This is a genomic window from Ruegeria sp. AD5 (assembly GCF_056542345.1).
This window is the reverse complement of record NZ_JBQFZR010000008.1, coordinates 22,102-42,203: the sequence shown is the minus strand read 5'-3', so window position 1 is coordinate 42,203 and position 20,102 is coordinate 22,102. Positions and strand designations below refer to the sequence as shown.

Genomic DNA, 20,102 nt, shown 5'->3' with positions numbered 1-20,102 from the left:
ATTCCGCTTCCCTTATGCAATGAGGTTGTCGTAACGGCCGTAGATCAGGCCGAACATGCCAACGGCGTAGATATCGTCACCATCCAGTTCCAAAAGGACCTGCGGCAACGATTGGTAGGCCTGCCCCGAAACGAGGATGCCGTGCCGTGTCGTGTCATAGGTGGACAGGTGCAACGGGCACGGGCCCAGCACCTTATGTTCAGGCTTGTAGCTGTCATACATCGACCCGCCCTGATGGGTGCAGGTGAGGTTGAAGGCCACAACATCCTTTTGCGGACCAATGCCGCCGCCGCTTTCCACGCCGGTTTTCACAAGGATCGAGTCCGAATAGTCGCCCTCGTCCGGGTAGTAGAACTCGACCGGGACATCCTGTTCCAACTCGGAAAGTTTGCCGATCAGCTTGCGCGGATAGGTCGATACCAAAGCGGGCACCTGTTCCGCCTGGCCATGGCGGGTGGGCATGGTCACCATCACGGCAAAGGTGGTGGCACCCGAGGCGAACAGGAACTGGCGGCGGTTCACGGTGCAGGCCTTTTTGGCCTCGCCCGAACAGCTGCATCCGGTTGCGTTATGATCTTTCATGACGCTTACTCCTCTGCTGCCGCGGGAAGCGGCTTGTAATCCGGCAGATCAGGTTCTTCGACCAGAATCTCGTCACCGGACAGGGATTTCAGGAAGGTCACCAGATCCGCTTTTTCCTGATGATTCAGGCCAAGGGGTTGGATCAGCGGAGATTTATTGGCCGAGAACTCATTCTCGCCGCCGCCCTGGTTGTAGAACTCGACCACATCCTCAAGCGTCTCCAACATGCCGTTATGCATGTAGGGTTCGGTATAGAGGGTGTAGCGCAGGCTTGGCGTGCGGAACTTACCCTTGTCGGCCTTTTCCTTGGTACGGAAATAGAAGCCGGGGTCGTCCTTGGTGTGGCGGTACATCTCTTCGGTCGAGCCTTTGGCATAAAGCTCATACCGGAAGGTCACTTGCGCCAGACCATCGTCCTGCCAACCGTCATAGGCGGGCACACCGGTGTTGTAGTATTTCTCATCCGACAGCAGCGCACCGTTGTGGCATTCGGAACATTGTGCCTTACCGGTGAACAATTCCAGCCCGCGTTTCTGCTCGTCGGTCAGCGCCGCGTCATCCCCACGGAGATAATTGTCGAAGGGCGTGTCGGTCTGAACTATGGTCCGTTCAAACGCGGCGATGGCGCGCCATGCGTTGCTGATACGCGGCCACTGATCGCCGAAGACATCGTTGAAGCGTTCCACGTATTCGGGAACTAAGGCCAGACGCGCCTCCATCATGTCGGCTTCACCGTTGCCGGCGACCGCACCGCCTGCGGCGGATTTGGCCTGGTTCTCAAGGCTTTTCGAGGAACCTGCCCAGAACAGCTTGCCGTAATAGGCCGAGTTCACGATGGTCTGGCTGTTGCGCCAGTGGGTCGTGCCCGGATAGCCGAACGAGATCGGTGCCTCGACGTCCCAGCCGACATCTGGCATGTGGCAGGCCGAACAGGGCGTCGACGGATTCCCGCCAAGACGGGCATCAAAGAACAGCATCTTGCCCAGTTCGATCTTGGCGTCGGTTTGCGGGTTGTCCAGCGGGATCGGCGGCTCGCCCAGCGCTACCAGCGGCGAGTCTACATCGGGGTCTGCGCCACCGATGCCGGCCTCAATCTCCATGCTGGTTTCCGCAATCGCCTGTGCACCTAGGACGGCAAACAGGGCAGCGGTGGCGATTATGCCTGAAAGGTAAGACTTTAGGTCTTTCATGGATCCACTCCTCAGTTTGTCGCGTCTTGCCAGTTTTCGATCGGCGCATAATCCGTATCGATGTCCTCGGCGACGAAGTCCGGGCTGGTCAGCGGCTCACCAGACAGCGCCTTAAGGAAGGCCACCAGCTGTGCTTGTTCGGTCTCGTTGAGGCCAAGCGGCTTGATGCGCGGATCCTTGTTTTCATCTTCGCCACCACCGGTGTTGTAGAAGGCCACCACATCCTCGAGCGTCGCAATCGAGCCGTTATGCATATATGGCGCGGTATAGGTCAGCTCACGCAGCGTGGGGGTCATGAACGTGCCGAATGTATCGGCGGTGTGAGTGCGGATATACGCACCGGGGTCGGCGCGCAGGTTCATGTAATTCTCGACGCCGAGGAACTTCATCATGGTCACAAAGGTGATGTGACGTTCCGGGGTCGCCCAGATATCGGGGTTGTCGCCCACGCCGATATTGTGCGGCAGATCATCCGTGAACCGCTCGCCCGAGTGGCAGGAATTGCAGCCGCTGGCACTGAACAGCTCATAGCCCGCCTTGGCGTCTTCCGACATCTCGCCGGTATCGAACGGCGCGCCGCGCGAAATCAACGTTTTCAGATATTCCGGGATGGCGTTACGGACCCCGCCGTTCGACGGCTCGCCAAATCCGGCGGCTTCGAACATCTCGACATAAACCGGATCTTGCTTGATGCGTTCCTGCATCAAACGCATATCCATGTTCATCGAATATGTCTCGGTGATGCTTTCGCGGGTCGCGTCGTTGAGGTTGGTGCCAATGCGCCCGTCATGGAACCACGCGGCGCGCTTGGCGCTGTTAATCAGCGTCGGCACGTTGCGGAAATGCAGGCTTCCGGCATAGGCATCCGATAGGGCCTGCCCGTCGGTAAAGCCGTTTTCCGGCTGGTGGCAGCTGGCGCAAGACAGTTCGGTGTCGCCAGACAGGCGCGGGTCAAAAAACAACCGTTTGCCAAGTGCCGCCTTGGCTTGGTCGAACTCAATGGCTTCTACCGGGCCCGGCTGTTCCGCCTGAGCATGGTGAACCGGGAACGCAACACCCACCGACAGCAATGAAACTGTCGACAGTGCCGAGAACCACGTTCTGGCTTTGGTCATCATTTAAAAAGCCCTCATTATCCGCAAATCTGATCGCTCCGGTTAACCGGAGATCGACGAGGCGAATATTAAAGGGTCATGTATCGCGATGCCTTGATCGAGATTAAATCCGCAGAGAATTGGCGACGTAATCGTCGCTTATCTGAACCAAGGCCGCGACTGTCAGACGTCGATATCCAGAGCAAGCGCATGGATACGGGGGACTATATCCCCCAATGCCGTATGTACTGCGCGATGGCGGGCAACGCGGGATTGCCCCTCGAAAGCCGCAGAACGAATACGGACGTTGAAATGACTCTCACCGCCCTCCTGATATCCAGCGTGACCACGATGGCTCTCGCTGTCGTCAACCACCTCCAGCTCACGCGGGTTAAATGCTGCCTGCAATCGTTCACGGATTTCGTCGGTCACGCTCATTTTTATGCTCAACGGCAAATAAATTGCCGTCCCCCTCTTCTACTTTCGGCTGCTTAGATTAAACTGCTGCCTCCGAGTCGAAAAGATGCCTTCGTGAGGTTGTGCAGATGGTAAAGTCAGATCCCTTCGGATTCGATATGTCCGTGTCGAGCGCTAAGAAAAAGAAGCCGCGCGGCCGTCGGGGTATGTCAGGTGCGTCCGAAACTTCGGTGCGAATCTGTGATCATGAGGGCTGTGAAGAACCCGGTAAGTTTCGCGCGCCCAAAGCTCCGGACGTGCTGGATGATTTTTTCTGGTTCTGCCAGCAACATGTGCGCGAATATAACCAGAAATGGAATTTCTTCGACGGCACCACCGAGGCCGAACTAAACGCGCAGCGTTCGAAGGACAAAGTGTGGGAGCGTGAGACCAAACCGATGGGCGATCCCGAGGCCCGTGCCTGGGCACGTCTGGGGATCGAGGACCCGCATCAGGTTCTAGGCGAAAACGCCACCAAAAATCCCGGCCGCGCCAATTCCGGCGGTCGACGCCTGCCACCGACCGAGCGCCGCGCGATTGAGATCCTCGAAGCGCAAGATAGCTGGTCGAAGGCAGAGATTCGCAAAGCCTACAAGAAGCTGATCAAGGTGCTGCACCCGGATATGAACGGTGGTGACCGATCTCAGGAAGAGCAGTTGCAAGAGGTCGTCTGGGCCTGGGATCAGATCAAGGACAGCCGCAGCTTCAAGTAGTATCCAACGGATACGGGTCAGCGGCGTTCCGTCTCACGAATAGTGCTTGTTGCGGGACATCTTTCCGATTCCCGGGTTCATACTGTTCGTGGGATCGATCGACTTGTAGAAAGCTGCCAGATCGGGTTTGGCTGCATAGAGATGGCCAACATTATGTTCGGCCGGGTATTCAGCGCCGCGTTTGTCCAGCAACTTTAGCATTGCGGCCTTCAACGCGTTCGGGTCTGCGTCTTTCTTGACGATGTAATCCTGATGCAGAACATGACACATGAAGTGGCCATAGTAGAGTTTGCCGACCAGTTGATCCGCGATCTCAGCTGGCAAGTCTTCGAACCAGTTGACGTCATTGCGGCGCAGCGCGATATCTAGGGCGATGATATCTTCCACTTCGGCTGCATGAACCTTCATATAACGAATGGCTGCACCTGCGGCAGCAAAACGATGTAGCCCAGCGATTTTTGCCTCGCGCAGGTCGCATTCAAAGAAATCCAGCTTGTCTTCGGCAGTCATGTCATTGAGTAGATCGCGCGCTTCATCGATACCGCCATCGCGCATTTTGAGTATCAGGTGATGCGGATACCGATCCCGATAGGCCCGCATCCGGCGCGGCAGGATATCGGGCCAAAGTCGCATCGCGAACTGCATGAAACGATCGGTAAAATTGCCGAGAACCGGAATGCCTTCTAAACGCGCGTCCACCGCGCCCTTCAGCGCAAAGAAAGTGGGCAAACGGTCGGTTCCCAACTTGTCAATCATCACCATGGTGTCTTTGCCATAGCGGTCAGAGATATCGAATACCTCCTCATGCATGTATTCAGCGCTGACCGGCAGGGTTTTGAAGTCGGACAGGATGCGACGGCGCAATTCCGTGAATGCCTCGGTGTCGTGCGCCCCGACGTAGAAAGTACGTTCTGCTTCGTTCTTGGCATATGTATCCAGCCGAACCGCAAAAACCGCCAGTTTACCCGCGCAGCCCGCTGCTTCGTATAGACGCGACTTATCAGCGTTAAAGCGTGCTGGCGTTTCAGCATCCACATTACGCACCCGACGGGCGTAATCGGTGTCAGAGGCTTTGCGATTGTCGGTGTCGATATCAGTTGCTGAGAAATCACCGTTCTGCAGCCGGGTCAGGATTTCTTCGGGTGTATCACCCAACTGCATGCCCAGATGATTGACCAACTCAAGCTCGCCGTCTTGAGTGATCCGCGCGTACAGTGACAGCTCGGTATAGGAGGGGCCGCGCTCGACCAGCGAACCGCCCGAGTTGTTGCACACCCCGCCAACGACTGAGGCACCGATGCACGAAGATCCGATCACCGAATGCGGCTGGCGGCCAATCGGGTCCAGCAGCTTTTCCAGCGCAAACAGTGTGCTGCCCGGAAAGCTGATGACCTGCTTGCCATCATTGATCAGATGCAGATCGTCCATCCGCCGCGTGTTGATCAACACTACATCACGATCGTAGCTACCCTTTGGCGTAGACCCTTCGGTCAGGCCGGTATTGGCGGCTTGCATGATGACGATTTTGTCGGCGGCAACGCAGGCTTGAAGCACCTGCCATTGTTCCAGCAGCGTGGCGGGCTGAGCCACCGCGAGCGCGTCCCCTTCACCTGATCTGAACCCCCGGCGAAAGCGGCGGGTGCTGCGCGACGAAGTCAAAACGCGCCGCCGCCCACAAATGGCCTGAAGACGCTTGATCAGATCGGCATCGTTCATCCCGCTACCCTCCGTTAATACGCGACCGAGGGCAACCACGTGGCCAGTTGTGGCCACAAGAAGACAAAGAACAGGCCGGTCAGCTGCAGTATCACGAATGGGATAATCCCTTTGTAGATGTCAGTCAGCTTGATCTCGGGCGGGCAGACCCCTTTCAGATAGAAAAGCGCAAATCCAACCGGAGGTGTCAGGAAAGAGGTCTGCAACGTCACCGCCACAAGGATTACGAACCACACCAGCGCAGGTTCATCGATGACACCGAAGCCGTCGATATCCAGGCCCAGCCCGTTCACGATGGGGCGCATCAAGGGCAGAACGATGAGCGTGATCTCGATCCAGTCCAGCACGAAGCCCAGCAGGAAGACGATGAACAGGATCATGAAGACAGTGCCATTTGGGCCAAGCCCGGTACCGTGGATCATATCCTCGATCAGCGCGTCGCCGCCCAGTTCGCGCAAGACATAGGAGAACACCGTCGCACCAAGGAAGATCGCGAAGATATAGGCGGTGGTGTTGAACGTTGCTTTCAGCACATTCACCAGCTTGGCCAGCGTCAGCTTGCGATATCCCAGCGCCAGCAGAGTGGCTCCCAACGCGCCCACGCCCGAGGCTTCGGTCGGTGTGGTCAAACCCGCGAAGATCGAGCCCAGCACGGCGAGGATCAGGGCCAGCGTCGGCAAGACTGCAATCAGCACGTCCTTGACTGCGTTCCAGTCAGGACGGGTTGCGCCTTCGGGTACTGGGGCCACGTCGCGTTTGATCAGGGCGATGACAAAAATATAGGACAGGTAGAGCCCGCCAATGATCACGCCGGGGAACACTGCAGCCATAAATAGGTCGCCGACCGATAGCGCCATCTGGTCCGCCATGATGACAAGCATGATCGACGGCGGGATGAGGATGCCCAGCGTGCCTGAAGCGCTGACCACACCGGCGGCCAATGAGGGGCTGTATTTCTGCTCCATCATCGACGGTAGCGAAAGCACGCCCAACAGAACCACAGACGCCCCGATGATACCTGTCGAAGCAGCCAGAATGATGCCGATCATCGTTACCGTGATCGCCAGCCCGCCGCGCACCGTGCCGAACAGGCGCTGCATCGAGGACATCAAACGCTCGGCCACACCGGATTCGTCCAACATCAGGCCCATGAAGATGAACATTGGCAGCGCCACCAGAACCGCATTTGACATGGTGGCATAGACCCGGTTCACCACCGCGCCCAGCGTCAGATAGTCCAGACCGGTCAGCGTTTCCTCAAGCCCGGTCCAGTTCATCATGCCATTGTCGAACAGATAGGCCAGACCGCAATAGGCAACGCCAACCCCGGCCAGCGTCCACGCCACCGGGAATCCGGTGAACAGCAACGCGATGAAGGTCAGGAACATGGCGATGACCAGTTTTTCCTCGGTTGTTTCAACCAGGAAGGTCAGCGCTGTTGCGACCACAGCAAAGCCCAGAAGGGCCCAGATGATCAGGCGCAGGCCCTTGCCCTGACGCTCTTCATCCAAATTCATGAATAGCGCGTGCACGTCGTGAATCAGCCGCGCCGCTGCAGCCAATGCTAGCAATACAAAACTGGCCGGGATCACACCTTTCAAGGCCCAACGCGCGGGCAGGCCGGTGGGGCTGTCCGAGGATTCGTTGACCCTCCAGCTTTCGTAGAAATAGTCATAGCCCTGATCGATCATCAGATAGATGAACGGCACGAGCAGGGTGAAAATTCCGATGATCTCGATAATCCGCCGCGCACGCTGGCTGAGTTGCATATGCAGCAAGTCCACTCGCACATGGCTGTCGGTGACCAGCGCATACGAGATGCCGACCATCGTCACCAACCCGTAGAAATGCCACTGGATCTCGTCTAGTTTGGGATAGTTCTGGTTCAGTAGATAGCGCATCGCCACCTGTGAAACGATGGCCCCAACCAGCAACAGGTTGGCCCACATGACCACATGACCTACCGCTTTGACACCGTTGTCGATCGCTACTGCCAGCTTTTGACGGTCGGGCTCACCATGCTCAAGTATACTTTCATAGACTTCAATCGGGTCGTCCTGATGACGCTGTGTCTCGGCCATGGTCTCCTCCTCAAGAGTTCGGCAGTGGGGACGTGAATGCGCCCGGGTCGTTGGGGAAAATAAAGAAAATCAGAAGGGTCCGAGGGCGGCGGAAGGAAGCCGCCCCCGGATAATCGCAAGTGGCAAATTTACTTGCGGGGGAGGAATGCGTTCTCTTTCCAGACCGCATAACCGTCACGGAATTCGTTCATGTCGGCCAGAACCTTGGCAAAGAATTCGTCGTTGGCGGCCTGTTCTGCGGCAACCTCTTCCCAGGTCGCGCGGAAGATCGACAGCATCTCGTCGTTCCACTGCTTGATCTGAACACCATTGTTTTCAACGTTGTCCAGCAGCGCAGCGTGTTGGATCGCCTCACCTTCGGCAAAGCTGTCAGCCATCGAAGCCTTGCAGGCATTTTCGATGATCGCTTTGTGCTGATCGCTGGCTTCGTTCCAGACGTCCTTGTTGATCATCAGTTCAAACACCGTCGCTTGCTGGTGCCAGCCGGGGAAGTAGTTGTACTTGACCAACTTGTGGAAACCGAGGCGTGCGTCGATGGCAGGCATCGAGAATTCTGTCGCGTCGATCGCGCCTTTTTCCAGTGCCGGGAAGATTTCACCTCCGGGCAGGAGCGAGGTGGCCACACCCAGCTTCTGCATCACTTCGCCACCCAAACCGAAAAAGCGCATCTTCAGGCCGTTCAGGTCCTCGGGGCTGTTGATCTCATTCGCGAACCAGCCCGAGGTTTCGGGAGCGATAATGGCGCAGGGAATGACATGGACGTTGAAACCGGCCTGATCATACATCTCCTGATACAAGCTCATGCCGTTGCCATAGTACAGCCACGCCATGTATTCACCCGCCTCAGGGCCAAACGGAACGGCCGAGAACAACGGTGCAGCCGGGATCTTACCCGCCCAGTAGCCGGCGGTGGTATAGCCCGAATTGATCTTGCCTGAAGACACCGCATCCAGAATTTCAAACGGCGGGACCAGCTTGCCCGGTTCGTAAACCTTCATCTTCAGCGTGCCGCCGGACATCAGGTCCAGCTGTTCGGCCACGCGCGGGATCGGCGAGCCGAGGCCCGGTAGAGCGGTTGAAAACGCGATTGGGGTTTTTAGCAGCATCTTATCCGCCGCGTGGGCAACCGGGGCTGCCAGCAGCGAGGCCGTAACGGCAAGCGATGTCAGGGTGGTCTTCATGGGTTCTCCTCCAAGGTAAAGATCAGCCGGTGGTCTGGCTGTCACTCTCGCCGCGAGCACGGCTTAAGTGGTAAATATTGTTTACCTTGTTATTCAGTCAACAATTTTATTTACCAATTTGGCTACACCGCGGTGGTGTGGCTCTTAACCAAGATTGACCTTTCATAACATGGAATTTTCGAATAATTTTGCGACACTCAATAAAAACAAACGCTTATACGCGCAGCGAGCATCCGTATTTTTGGGTAGTTTTTCTTGCAATGTCGAAAGCTAGTGGTAAATATTATAAACAACTTCGACGATCTTTAATCTAACTACCGGACAGGAATTATGAGCACGAACAGCCTCTTTGATCCCGTTGGTCACGAATCAATTGCCGATGCGGTCGTCGCACAAATCGAGACAATGATTGTTGATGGAATCCTGAAAGAGGGTCGCAAAATCCCGTCTGAACGGGAGCTTGCGGAAGCCCTAGGCGTTTCACGCCCCAAGCTGCGCGAAGCACTCCAAATCCTCGAAAATCGCGGCTTGGTGACCGTGCGACATGGCGAGGGCACCTTTATCGCCCCACTGACCGGTCGTGCCATGTCGCCCGCCCTTCTGTCGCTCTATGCCCGGCACGGCAGTGCTTTCTACGATTATCTTGAATACCGGCGCGAGCAAGAGGCCTTTGCCAGCCGCCTCGCCGCACAACGCGCCACACAGTCCGACAAGGAACGGATCGCCGAAATCATCGATGAAATGCAGCGAGCCTGGGAGAATGACGATCAGGATGCCAGTGAAGAGGCTGATTTTCGACTGCACGCCGCCGTTGTCGATGCGAGCCAAAACACGACCCTTATCCACATGATGGCATCCATCTATGACCTCACGCGCCAAGGCGTGTTCTACAACCGCCGCTTCCTGCGCTCGATGGACGGCACGGGTGAAGCACTGCTTGATCAGCACAAGGCAATCGCGCAGGCCATCATCGATGGCGACCCGGACCGTGCAGAAACCGCCGCACGCACGCATATGGATTTCGTCGAGGATTCATTTCGCGTTGGTCAAGAACAACAAGCTCGCGAGATCCGCGCAGCAAAACGGCGGCAGTTTTCGGATTGAGGTCAAAAACAGAGGCGTATTTTTTGTACCACGGAAAAGTCTCCCGCACGACGTACTAAGTCTTGGCTTTGCCTTTCTCGACCGGTTCTCGCCTCAGGCACTTTTCCAAGTCTACTTCCAATGCACTGAGGTTTATGTCTCCAGCTCGCAGAGCGTCCACCTCATTGGCTCCTTGCCTCGTCAAACCAAGGTTTTTGAGCAACGTGTTCCAGTCCGGTACGTCCCGCTTCAATCCCGCGCGCAGCAAAACCTCAATTTTTCGAATGTACCAAAGGGCCAGAGAAGACACACGAATGTCAGGTGGAGTGTCCACGGGCACATGGGCGGCAATCGCAGCGCTTGCGCACGCCATTGACTCGGATGCCACGTAGAAAGCCTGCGCCGCGCTGTTAGGGTTTACGTATTTAACGCCTTCATTGATCAAAGCTCCACCGGCCAAGACCAAGGCCAGGTCTTTTCCTGAGATCGAGGCCGCACTTCCAAGCGCGGCACCGCCTGCTACAGTGATCAGTGCCGCCGCTGTCAGGTCCCGATTGCGCGCTGCTTCGTCGCCCAGCCTTTTGTAGGCATCTGAAAGTTGCAGCGCATAATACGACGTACGAATAGGACCGCGTTCAAGCAACAGGCTTGTGGACTGAAATGTTTTTGGTGCCGTTTCAAACGCACCCCCGATCCCTACAGCGTGCTGGATAACGTCTCCCGATGTATTCGACAGCACGGTTTGCTCGGCATTAAAGGCCCTATTCTCGTAGGCACAACCGGTGATCAAAGTCAGCGGCACCAAGGCCGGAATCAGGCGATTGAAAACGGACTTCATCAAATTTCCCCATGAAAACGCGCAATTGAATAAGTGAAACTATACAATCACAGGGTGTTTCAGGCAAATTCGGCCGCACATGTCATCGCCAACTCACAATGCCACAACCCGTTTCAAACACCCGGCGCGACGCGCATGGATGGCTTATAAATCCCGAATCCAGAATTGAAGCGGCTTTTGGGTTTCGCAATCGTCGCCTCGATCCTTCCACGAGAATAGCGCCACGACGCCAGGAAGCGGCGCATATCCCCGCGCGCGCCAGAAGGCATCCAACGGGCGGTAATGATCTGGTCGCATGGGGTGGTCGTCAGGGCGTACTACACTGCAGAAGGCGCTTTTGGTGAATCCCATCGCATGGGCGTGGGCTTCGCGCAGATCAAAGAACGTATGGCCTGCGCCCTGTCCGCGATACTCTGGCAGCAGAACCGATTCTGCGCAATAGAAGACATCGCCCAGCGACAGGCCCGAGCCTTCGAACGCGGCCGCGAAATCGTCGGCGTGATCTGTCAAGGGTGCACCCGTCGAAGCACCCACCAAAGTATCACCGTCGAACGCTCCGACAACGATGGCCCTGGCGCTGTCGACGTAAGACTGCAGGTATTTCCGCTCATACTCCAGATCGCCATCATAGAGATATGGCCAGGCGTGAAATACGTCGATCCGCAGGCGCGCGACTTCATCCAACGCGTCGACCAATGTCGATCCGGTCATTGCGCGGACCTGCGAAATTTCAGCCATTCGAGACCTGTTTGGTCCAGTCCGCAAGGTTGTAGAACGTGGTCACGCGGGTGATCTTCCCGTCGCTAAGGTCAAAAAACGAACCCGCAGGCAAGCGGTAAGTCTGCCCATACGCTTCTGGCAGACCTTCATCAGTTTCCAGATAGGTTCCGTTGACGATGAACTCAGCCGCAGCACGGGTACCGCCTTCGGCCTCGAAGATCACGATATCCGTCAGGTTCTCGCGGTAACAGCGGTTCATATGCGCGCAGAAGGCGGCAAATTTCTCTTTGCCGACGCGAATCTGACCTTCGTTGACATGATGGGCCACGTCATCCGACAGGCAGGCCAGCATGCCATCTACATCACCGGCATTGAAGGCATCAAAATAAGTTTTCACGGTCGGGTTCATGGTCACTCCGTCGGTTCGCCCCAGCGGTCTTTCAGATGCGCGATGATCTGATCTCGGGTTTGTCGATAATGACGTAGCTTGTCCTCGCGGGTTTCACCTAGTCCGGTAGGGTCCATAATTGGCCAATAATCGACATCCAGGTGAAAAAACCGCGTCAGTTCCAGCGCTTTTCGCTGGCTGGCGGGTGACAGGGCCACGATCAGATCAAATGAACTGAGGTCATCGCCCCATTGCTCCATTTCGTCAAAAGAACGCGAGCGGTGACGGGACAGCTCAACGCCAATCTCCTGACAGGCTGCGATGCAGAACCCATCGATCTCAAGATCGTTATGCACACCGGCGGATTGCACATAGGTGCCGGTGCCGTAAAACTTCTTCATGATGCCTTCGGCCATGGGTGACCGAACCGAATTGTGGTCGCAACAGAACAGAATGGACTGCGGCAGAGGCGTCACCCGTTAGCCTCCAAAATGAAGGACGCAGATGAGCGTAAAGAGGCGGCGGGCAGTATCAGTATCAACCTCAGCTTTGCCTTCCAGCCTTTCCTGTAACACGCGGCTGCCTTCGTTGTGGATGCCGCGCCGAGCCATATCGATCGTTTCGATCTGGCTGGGCGGCAGTGTTTTCACCGCATCGAAATAGCTCTCGCAGATCTGAAAATAGTCTTTTACGACCTGCCGGAATGGACCAAGCGACAGATGAAACTCAGCCGCCTTCTCGCTGGCTTCGGTGGCGATATCGAAAACCAGTCGCTTATCACGGATTGATAGCTGCACATGGTAGGGCCCGTCGGGGATCATCCGATCGTCGCGCGCTGGCAGCGTGAACGAGTTATCTTCAAGCAAATCATATATGGCGACCTTCCGCTCCTGCTCGATCTCCGGTGTCGGCGGGGGCAGATTTCGGTCGTCCAGTTCGATATGCGAAATACGGGTCATCTTAACGGTCACAATCCTTGCGTCTGCACAGACCTATAACAACGATTTTCATTGAGCAACGTACAGAAGCGCCATGCGTGCCAAGTCATTGCGTCACTTCAGCCATTCAGCCGGTTAAGGCGCGCCGAAACGGACAGGCCATGCGCTTCGAGGCTTTCGGATTGCGCAAGCGTTTCAGCCGCCGGGCCGATGGCGCGCAAAGCTTCGGGTGTCATCTGGCTAAGCGTAGTGCGTTTGAGAAAATCCATCACACTAAGGCCAGACGAAAAGCGCGCCGAACGCGCTGTGGGCAGCACGTGATTGGGGCCGCCGACATAATCGCCAATGGCTTCGGGCGTGTACTGGCCCAGAAAAATGGCACCGGCATGGATCGTCTGCTGGCTTAACGCCACCGGGTCGGTCACGCAGAGTTCCAGATGTTCAGGCGCGATGCGGTTGGACAGCGCGGCAGCCTCGTCCAGGTCGCGCACAGTGATTACGGCACCAAAGTCGCGCCAGCTGGCCCGGGCGATGGCGCGGCGTTGCAGGGTCTCAAGACGTTTTTCCACCGCTTGCGTCACGGCTTGACCAAATTCTGCGTCATCCGTGATCAAAATGGACTGGGCGCTTTCGTCATGCTCGGCCTGGCTGAGCAGGTCCAGCGCGATCCAGTCGGGGTCATTATCCTTGTCGGCGATTACCAGAATCTCCGAGGGGCCCGCGATCATATCGATGCCGACTTTGCCAAAAACCCGACGTTTGGCAGCGGCGACAAAAGCATTGCCCGGCCCGGTGATCTTGTCCACTGGCGCAATCGTATCGGTGCCATAGGCCAAAGCGGCCACAGCTTGCGCGCCGCCGATGCGATAAATCTCATCCACGCCCGACAGTTGTGCCGCCAGCAGGACCAGCGGGTTTGCCTGACCCTCAGGTGTGGGGACGACAATGGCCAACCGGTCTACGCCCGCCACCTTCGCAGGTATTGCGTTCATAAGAACCGACGACGGGTATGAAGCCAATCCGCCCGGCACATAAAGCCCCGCAGCCGACACCGCCGACCAGCGCCAGCCGAGTGTTGCGCCTGCCTCATCGGTCCACTGATGATCCTCGGGCATCTGCTTTTCGTGATATGCACGAATGCGTTCTGCAGCCAGTTCCAACGCGGCCCGGTCCTGGCGCGTGACCTGCGCAACGGCCTCGGCGATCTCATTGGATGAAAAGGCCATGGTCTCGGGCGTCAGCTCCAGCCGGTCGAATTTCGCGGTAAGTTCGATCACCGAAGCATCACCACGGGTCCGCACATCATCGATGATCTGCGCCACGACCGCATCCACATCGGGGCTGTCCTCACGCTTGGCGGACAACAGCGCCTGAAATGCAGGTTCGAAACCGGCGGAGGTCGTATCGAGGAAAGCGGGCATGTGAGAGACTCCGGAAGCGTTTCAACGGGTCTTATCGCCCGGGCCGGGTGGCCTCAACCCTTAGGCCGCTGGGTGCAGCGATTTGCGCATCGGGAATTGGGGGATGCCGTGCCATTCCGTCGGGTCGCCGACATCATGCCAGCCGTGCGCCAGATAGAACGAATGTGCCGTTTTGGTCGCGTGCAGATGCGCCTCAGAGGCGCCACGTGTCTGCAGTTCCTCTTCCAACCGATGCAGCAGCGCTGCTCCGAGCCCGCGCCCTGCGTGATCGGGATCGACATAGAGCAGAGATATCTCACCCTCGCCACTTAAACCGCCCACTGCAGTAACCACTCCCACTTGCGTAGCGACCCAAAGGATTGCTCCACTATCGATCCAGTTTCGGACCGAAGCCGGATCCTTATTGGCAGACCAGCGGGAAAGGTTTTCGGGATTATCCAGATGATCCGCCCGACAGAGGTCACGGATCGATCGGATCAGAACACGGCTGATGTCGAATACATCAAACACGGTTGCCCGCCGCACCGCGATGCCGCGTGGCGGATTCGGGAAGGCCTGAGCGATGCCACGTTTATTCTTCACTCGGGGTGATGGGGCGCTTGTCCAGAAGGCGCCTTGTAGGGACGCGTCACATCCTTGAGCGTTGCATCGATGGCCTCAACCGACAGGCGGATCGCGCCGTCGCCTGCCAAGGTCAACAGGATTTGTCCCGCACCATCCTCGCTTGGCTCGAATTCGACCGAGAGCAGAGACAGGATCATGTCCTTGTCGCTGCGGTCGATGCCCTGACTGGCTACCGACAGAACCGAGCCGAACATCAAAACGGCCTGCACCCGCTCGTAGGCGCGACCGCGCCGGGCAGCGGCATCCTTGTCTTCCCAGCGAAAGCGATTGAGCAACAGCGCAAAGCGGCGCTGGCCGGGTTGCCATGTCATCTCGGTCACCGGGAAAACCGCATCCTGCGTCAGGGTCGCAATCACCTGGAGGTCATCGGCATCTTCGGCTCCAAGGTTCAGCGGTGCCTCGCGGCCGTCTTTGAAACTCGCGTCTGTCATTGACCTTTAATCCGTTCGATCTTTGCGCCCACGCCTTCCAGCTTGCGCACCACATGTTCATATCCGCGGTCCAAATGATAGACCCGGCTGACAACCGTCTCACCTTCCGCCGCCATTCCGGCAAGGATCAGCGAGACCGAGGCCCTCAGGTCTGTCGCCATCACCGGAGCACCTTTCAATCGTTCGACCCCGGTTACGGTGGCCGTGCCGCCATGTACCTCGATATTCGCGCCCATGCGCACCAGTTCGGGCGCATGCATAAAGCGATTCTCGAAAATACGCTCTTCAAGCACGGACACACCTTCGGCAGTGCACATCAGGGCCATCATCTGAGCCTGCAGATCGGTCGGGAAGCCGGGGAAGGGTTCGGTGACCACATCGACCGAGGTCACACGCCCGTTCTTACGAAAAACTTTTAGCCCCTTGTCGGTTTCAGAAACACTGATCCCCGCCGCATCCAGCTTGGCGGCGAAGGATTCGACCAGCGACATGCGTCCGCCCAGCAGCTCAACCTCGCCCCCGCAGATCGCCGGGGCCAGCATATAAGTGCCCAGCTCAATCCGGTCGGTCACCACCTGATGGGTCGCGCCGTGCAGACGATCGACACCCTGAATTTCGATGGTCGAGGTCCCCTCACCCGAAATCTGAGCGCCCATCTTGCGCAAGCATTCGACCAGATCGACAATCTCGGGCTCGCGCGCGGCGTTTTTCAGCACCGTGGTGCCCTTGGCCAGCGTGGCGGCCATGACGATGTTCTCGGTCGCGCCAACCGAGGCAAAGCGCATCTCATGCACAGCACCTTTCAGCCCGCCCGACGCCTTCGCGTGCAAATAGCCATCTTTAAGCTCGATCTCGGCGCCCAGCGCCTCAAGCCCTTCGACATGCAAATCCATCGGGCGCGCGCCAATTGCACATCCACCAGGTAGCGACACCACGGCCTGCCCCAGCCGCGCCAGCATCGGCCCCAACACCAGGTTCGAAGCGCGCATTTTTCGCACGATGTTATAATCCGCCGTGTGGCTGTTCAGGTCATGGCTGGACATCGCAATGACCTGACCATCCTGCAGCGAAGACACCTCGGCCCCCAGCGACCGCAGCAGCGCCGTCATGGTCTTGATGTCACTCAAACGCGGCGCATTGGTCAACGTCAGCGGTTCTTCGCTGAGCAAGGTCGCGGGCATCAGCGTCAGACACGCATTCTTGGCCCCCGCAATGGGAATCTGCCCGTTCAGCGGGCCATTGCCCGTTACCAGAATCGAATCCATTTGCTCTTATCCCTCGTCCTTGCCGGCTTTGTCCCCGGAGGTGGCTCGCGCCTTGGCCTGAGCCTTGCGCCGCGCCATATTCGCTTTTAGCGCCGCCTTTAGACGGTCTTCGCGCGTTTCCCCGGACTTGCCGTGTTTTTTAGGTGAACTTTTGTCTGCCATTGCCTTTCTCTACAGGAGTAGAAAAAAACCGTCCAGACACCCTTGCGCCGCGTTTCGTTTGAGTCTAATCACCCGCCCACAGCGCTGCTGTAGCTCAGAGGTAGAGCACTCCCTTGGTAAGGGAGAGGTCGAGAGTTCAATTCTCTCCAGCAGCACCATCTTCACGTCCGACATAATGCTTCGAGTGGTGCACGATCACGTGGCGTCTCTGCCACTGGCATTTTCATTGAATTGGGTTGAAGTTGACGCGCGCACAAGCGCCTGATGACAGCGGGCGGTTGCATCACAACCGCCCGTGCCTAGGTTTATTCCGCAGGTGCTGTGGTCTGCTTTTGCCTCAGACCATCGCGATAAAGCGCCTTGGCGAGCGCTATGCACATCAGGCCCATGACCATCGTAAAGGGTAGCGCACCGATGATCATCGCATTTCGCAAGGCGTCCATCGGATTGTTTTCACCCGCAGCCAGGATCAGAGCGCCAATCACCGCTGTCAGGATAAGGCCCCAGACGATCTTGTGCTTGTTACCGATGTTCTGATCGCCGCCAGACATGATGGTGTTCATCACCAGAATGCCCGAGTCCGCCGACGTGACCAGGAAGGTCATGATCAGGACGACGCACATCACGGTGATGCCAGACAACAGCCCACCGGTGATCATCTCTTGCAAGGTGACAAACAGCTTGGCGGTGTTCGACGCCCCGATGATGGCGCCTTCGGCGGTACCATTCAGTTCTAGATCGATCGCGGTGCCACCCAGAATGGTCATCCACGCAAAGCAGACCAGCGCAGGGGCAAAGACACAACCGATGATGAACTCACGCACAGAGCGTCCCTTGGAAATGCGCGCCAGGAACAGGCCGACGAACGGCGAAAACGCGATCCACCAGGCCCAGTAGAACGTGGTCCAGCCCGCTTGCCAGCCAAACTGCCGACCCGGATCACCTGCGGCGTAGACCGAAGCCAGAACAGATTCCGGCAGCGCGGCGGCGTCGCCTTCCAGGCCAGATTTGAACCCGTCAAACGATCCCCAAGGATTGGTCGCACCGGCATAAAGCGCATCGGCAAACGGCGCTGCTTCACTCGGCAGGGCAGCATCAAACGCCGCCGCCGATTGCGGATTGAAAGCACCAAAGCTGAGCGAAATGAAGTGCAGGATGTAATCGACAAATGCAGTTGCGTAAGTCGTCATCGCGAACAGGAACGACCCAAAGACAACAAAGACCAGCAACAGGATCAGCGACAACACCAGGTTCAGGTTAGACAGGTACTTGACGCCACGACCAACACCAGAGACAGCCGAGATGATCGAGAGGCCCATGATCACAATGAGGCCAGCCAGCAGACCAACAGTGCTGGGGGCTGGTGCGTCACCGGTCAGATCCATCATCCATTCCATACCCGAAATGGCGTATAGGCCGTCGATGAACTGCGAAACCCCGTACCCGATGGTAACTGAAACACCCAAAATGGTTGCCACCACGCCCAGTACATCCACGACGTGGCCCAGGAAGCCGTTCATCAGCTTGCCGAACAGAGGTGTCAGCGCGGTGCGAATAGTCAGGGGCATGTTGCGCGTGTAGGCGTAATACGCCAGCGACAGGCCGGTCACCACATAGATCGCCCAGGCGTGAAACCCGTAATGCAGGAAAGTGTAGCGATATCCCGACTGCAATGCGTCTTCGCTATTGCCGACGACATCGCCCGCGATGACAACCGGGTTCGATCCCCACAGCCCTAAAGGCTCAGCGGTAGCGAACACCATGAGACCGACGCCCAAGCCCGCGCCAAACATCATCGAAAACCATGAGAAATCCGAGAATTCTGGTTTTTCGCCCTCTGGGCCCATAAGCCGCTTACCGGTTTGCGGCAGCGCCGCCACGACAAACAGGAAAAAGACAAAAAAGCCGACAATAATGATATAGAAGGCGTTAAAATCTTCTAGCAGACGCGAGTTCAGGCTTCCAAGAACTCCGTTTGCATTTGCGGGCCAGACAAGCGCCCAGATAACCAGCGCGACCATGATTGACTTGCTCAGCAAGGCAATCTCAACACTGTGCCCTTCATAAAACCCGCCCGAAGATCGCTTGATCTCCAGATCGGTAAAAGGTTCCTTCATAGACATGTGTTTCCTCCCTATTCGCACGTGTCCTGATTTCCAGAAAGATCTTCATGAGCGTCCCGGAGCTTCGCCATCGAGCCCTACGTCAGCAGAGCTTCTATTTTGTCGAGGGTCGCTACACTGACAGCCACACCATCGTTCTTGGCCACCAAACGCTTTGCCTGGCGGCCGTCACCGGGCAAATGTGCGCCGTTCTGAGATCGGATCGCTTCGACAAGATCGACAATTCTGGAAGAAAATGCGTCATCCGCAGTCGCAGAAGCGTCAATTGCGATAAAGAATTGGCCTGTTTTCGGAGGCCCACCGGCGGTTCCCGAAAAAGGTGAGGCGTGTATCCCAAGCGTGGCACCGGTCAGCGCTGCAGCCAAAACCTCGGTCATCAGGGCAACGCCAACCCCTTTGTACCCACCCGATGGGGCCATGGAACCCTTAAGCCCAACATTCGGGTCGGTCGTAGGGTTGCCATCTGCGTCCAACGCCCAGCCAACCGGGATTGGTTTGCCTTCGCGTGCGTGTTTCATGACCTCGCTTTTTGCGATGGTGCTGGCACTTTGATCGATCAGTAATGCGGGTTGGCCATCGTTTCCGGGGACTGCGATTGAGAACGGATTGGTCCCGACCACGGGCTTGGCACCCCCGGACGGCGCGATGGAGGCGGGCGCGTTGGTGAACCCAAGCCCCACAAAACCAGCCTGTGCCAGCCGGTAGGTGTGATACCCCAGCACGCCACAGTTATAGCTGTTGCAGATCGCCAACACCGCAACGCCCTGCGTGCGCGCCGCAGCGATCAATGCCTCGAACCCAACATCGATCGCCGTGTGGGCGAACCCGGTTGCCGCGTCGACCGTCACTACGCCGGGGCGCGGCTGGGACAGCTGAGGGGTGGCCCGCCCATCTACCTTGCCGCACTGAACATGTTCGCAATAGATCGGGATATAGGCCAGACCATGGCTCGCTACCCCGTCCGCCTCGGTTGCGGCGGTTGCAATTGCCAATGGGCGCGCGTTTTCTTCGCTGGTGCCCGCGGACACCAACGCACGGAAAGAAAGATCCTCGATTTCAGCTAGGCTAAGGGTACGGGTTTCGATCATGTCGCTTT

21 protein-coding genes and 1 tRNA gene are annotated in these 20,102 nt (G+C 57.4%); 3 read left to right on the top strand and 19 right to left on the bottom strand.

Annotated elements, in window-relative coordinates:
• Window positions 1-12 precede the first annotated feature (12 nt).
• From ACR0JG_RS20090 to ACR0JG_RS20075, 4 genes are all read right to left on the bottom strand, one after another.
• Window positions 13-582: an arsenate reductase (azurin) small subunit gene (locus ACR0JG_RS20090; RefSeq protein ID WP_480572346.1), complete on the bottom strand. Its 570-nt coding sequence runs from the start codon at window positions 580-582 to the stop codon at window positions 13-15.
• Between the two features lie 5 nt (window positions 583-587).
• Entirely contained in the window at window positions 588-1,772 is a 1,185-nt protein-coding gene (locus ACR0JG_RS20085) for a cytochrome-c peroxidase (protein ID WP_480572343.1), read from the bottom strand.
• Window positions 1,773-1,783: 11 nt separating this feature from the next.
• A complete protein-coding gene (locus tag ACR0JG_RS20080) occupies window positions 1,784-2,887 on the bottom strand; it encodes a cytochrome-c peroxidase (RefSeq protein WP_480572340.1) in 1,104 nt (367 codons plus the stop codon).
• A 162-nt stretch (window positions 2,888-3,049) separates the two neighbouring features.
• Window positions 3,050-3,304: a BolA family protein gene (locus ACR0JG_RS20075; protein ID WP_480572337.1), complete on the bottom strand. Its 255-nt coding sequence runs from the start codon at window positions 3,302-3,304 to the stop codon at window positions 3,050-3,052.
• A gap of 107 nt (window positions 3,305-3,411) precedes the next feature.
• Here ACR0JG_RS20075 and ACR0JG_RS20070 point away from each other — a divergent pair, with 107 nt between their 5' ends.
• Window positions 3,412-4,035 (top strand): DnaJ domain-containing protein, encoded by a 624-nt coding sequence (locus ACR0JG_RS20070; protein ID WP_170398478.1) that lies wholly within the window; start codon window positions 3,412-3,414, stop codon window positions 4,033-4,035.
• Between the two features lie 33 nt (window positions 4,036-4,068).
• Here ACR0JG_RS20070 and dld read toward each other — a convergent pair whose 3' ends face one another.
• The 3 genes from dld to ACR0JG_RS20055 form a co-directional block, all read right to left on the bottom strand.
• Window positions 4,069-5,751, bottom strand: coding sequence for a D-lactate dehydrogenase (gene dld, locus ACR0JG_RS20065; protein WP_480572334.1), 1,683 nt, complete (start codon window positions 5,749-5,751; stop codon window positions 4,069-4,071).
• A gap of 14 nt (window positions 5,752-5,765) precedes the next feature.
• On the bottom strand, window positions 5,766-7,832 hold the full coding sequence (locus ACR0JG_RS20060; protein WP_170733865.1) for a TRAP transporter large permease subunit: 2,067 nt from the start codon (window positions 7,830-7,832) through the stop codon (window positions 5,766-5,768).
• A 128-nt stretch (window positions 7,833-7,960) separates the two neighbouring features.
• Window positions 7,961-9,013 (bottom strand): TRAP transporter substrate-binding protein, encoded by a 1,053-nt coding sequence (locus tag ACR0JG_RS20055; protein WP_480572331.1) that lies wholly within the window; start codon window positions 9,011-9,013, stop codon window positions 7,961-7,963.
• Between the two features lie 330 nt (window positions 9,014-9,343).
• On the opposite strand from ACR0JG_RS20055, the gene ACR0JG_RS20050 reads away from it, so the two are divergent.
• Window positions 9,344-10,117: a FadR/GntR family transcriptional regulator gene (locus ACR0JG_RS20050; RefSeq protein ID WP_170408227.1), complete on the top strand. Its 774-nt coding sequence runs from the start codon at window positions 9,344-9,346 to the stop codon at window positions 10,115-10,117.
• A 55-nt stretch (window positions 10,118-10,172) separates the two neighbouring features.
• Here ACR0JG_RS20050 and ACR0JG_RS20045 read toward each other — a convergent pair whose 3' ends face one another.
• The 10 genes from ACR0JG_RS20045 to ACR0JG_RS20000 all read right to left on the bottom strand — a co-directional run bounded on the left by ACR0JG_RS20045 (window position 10,173) and on the right by ACR0JG_RS20000 (window position 16,883).
• Window positions 10,173-10,934 carry a hypothetical protein gene (locus tag ACR0JG_RS20045; protein WP_170514606.1) on the bottom strand — a complete coding sequence of 254 codons (762 nt, stop codon included), beginning with the start codon at window positions 10,932-10,934 and terminating at the stop codon, window positions 10,173-10,175.
• A gap of 144 nt (window positions 10,935-11,078) precedes the next feature.
• On the bottom strand, window positions 11,079-11,672 hold the full coding sequence (locus ACR0JG_RS20040) for a GNAT family N-acetyltransferase (protein ID WP_170566776.1): 594 nt from the start codon (window positions 11,670-11,672) through the stop codon (window positions 11,079-11,081).
• Window positions 11,665-12,063 (bottom strand): ketosteroid isomerase-related protein, encoded by a 399-nt coding sequence (locus ACR0JG_RS20035; RefSeq protein WP_480572328.1) that lies wholly within the window; start codon window positions 12,061-12,063, stop codon window positions 11,665-11,667. The genes ACR0JG_RS20040 and ACR0JG_RS20035 overlap by 8 nt, the downstream gene beginning before the upstream one ends.
• 2 nt (window positions 12,064-12,065) lie before the next feature.
• Window positions 12,066-12,518, bottom strand: a complete 453-nt coding sequence (locus ACR0JG_RS20030; RefSeq protein ID WP_170398460.1) for an arsenate-mycothiol transferase ArsC — start codon at window positions 12,516-12,518, stop codon at window positions 12,066-12,068.
• Window positions 12,519-12,521: 3 nt separating this feature from the next.
• Window positions 12,522-13,001 carry a UPF0262 family protein gene (locus tag ACR0JG_RS20025; protein WP_170398457.1) on the bottom strand — a complete coding sequence of 160 codons (480 nt, stop codon included), beginning with the start codon at window positions 12,999-13,001 and terminating at the stop codon, window positions 12,522-12,524.
• A gap of 98 nt (window positions 13,002-13,099) precedes the next feature.
• A complete protein-coding gene (gene hisD / locus ACR0JG_RS20020) occupies window positions 13,100-14,401 on the bottom strand; it encodes a histidinol dehydrogenase (protein ID WP_480572325.1) in 1,302 nt (433 codons plus the stop codon).
• A 60-nt stretch (window positions 14,402-14,461) separates the two neighbouring features.
• The gene (locus ACR0JG_RS20015; protein ID WP_480572322.1) at window positions 14,462-14,983 is read right to left on the bottom strand and encodes a GNAT family N-acetyltransferase; all 522 of its coding nucleotides are present in this window, start codon (window positions 14,981-14,983) and stop codon (window positions 14,462-14,464) included.
• Window positions 14,980-15,456, bottom strand: a complete 477-nt coding sequence (locus ACR0JG_RS20010; protein WP_170408222.1) for a DUF2948 family protein — start codon at window positions 15,454-15,456, stop codon at window positions 14,980-14,982. Before ACR0JG_RS20010 ends, ACR0JG_RS20015 begins: the two co-directional genes overlap by 4 nt.
• Window positions 15,453-16,721 carry a UDP-N-acetylglucosamine 1-carboxyvinyltransferase gene (gene murA, locus ACR0JG_RS20005; protein ID WP_480572319.1) on the bottom strand — a complete coding sequence of 423 codons (1,269 nt, stop codon included), beginning with the start codon at window positions 16,719-16,721 and terminating at the stop codon, window positions 15,453-15,455. Before murA ends, ACR0JG_RS20010 begins: the two co-directional genes overlap by 4 nt.
• A 6-nt stretch (window positions 16,722-16,727) precedes the next feature.
• The gene (locus ACR0JG_RS20000; RefSeq protein ID WP_170513789.1) at window positions 16,728-16,883 is read right to left on the bottom strand and encodes a hypothetical protein; all 156 of its coding nucleotides are present in this window, start codon (window positions 16,881-16,883) and stop codon (window positions 16,728-16,730) included.
• Window positions 16,884-16,966: 83 nt separating this feature from the next.
• Here ACR0JG_RS20000 and ACR0JG_RS19995 point away from each other — a divergent pair.
• A tRNA-Thr gene (locus tag ACR0JG_RS19995) sits at window positions 16,967-17,041 on the top strand.
• Between the two features lie 147 nt (window positions 17,042-17,188).
• On the opposite strand, the gene ACR0JG_RS19990 is transcribed toward ACR0JG_RS19995, so the two are convergent.
• Both ACR0JG_RS19990 and ACR0JG_RS19985 read right to left on the bottom strand, forming a co-directional pair.
• A complete protein-coding gene (locus ACR0JG_RS19990; protein ID WP_170513787.1) occupies window positions 17,189-19,006 on the bottom strand; it encodes a BCCT family transporter in 1,818 nt (605 codons plus the stop codon).
• Between the two features lie 77 nt (window positions 19,007-19,083).
• On the bottom strand, window positions 19,084-20,094 hold the full coding sequence (locus tag ACR0JG_RS19985) for an Ldh family oxidoreductase (protein WP_480572316.1): 1,011 nt from the start codon (window positions 20,092-20,094) through the stop codon (window positions 19,084-19,086).
• Between the last annotated feature and the right edge of the window lie 8 nt (window positions 20,095-20,102).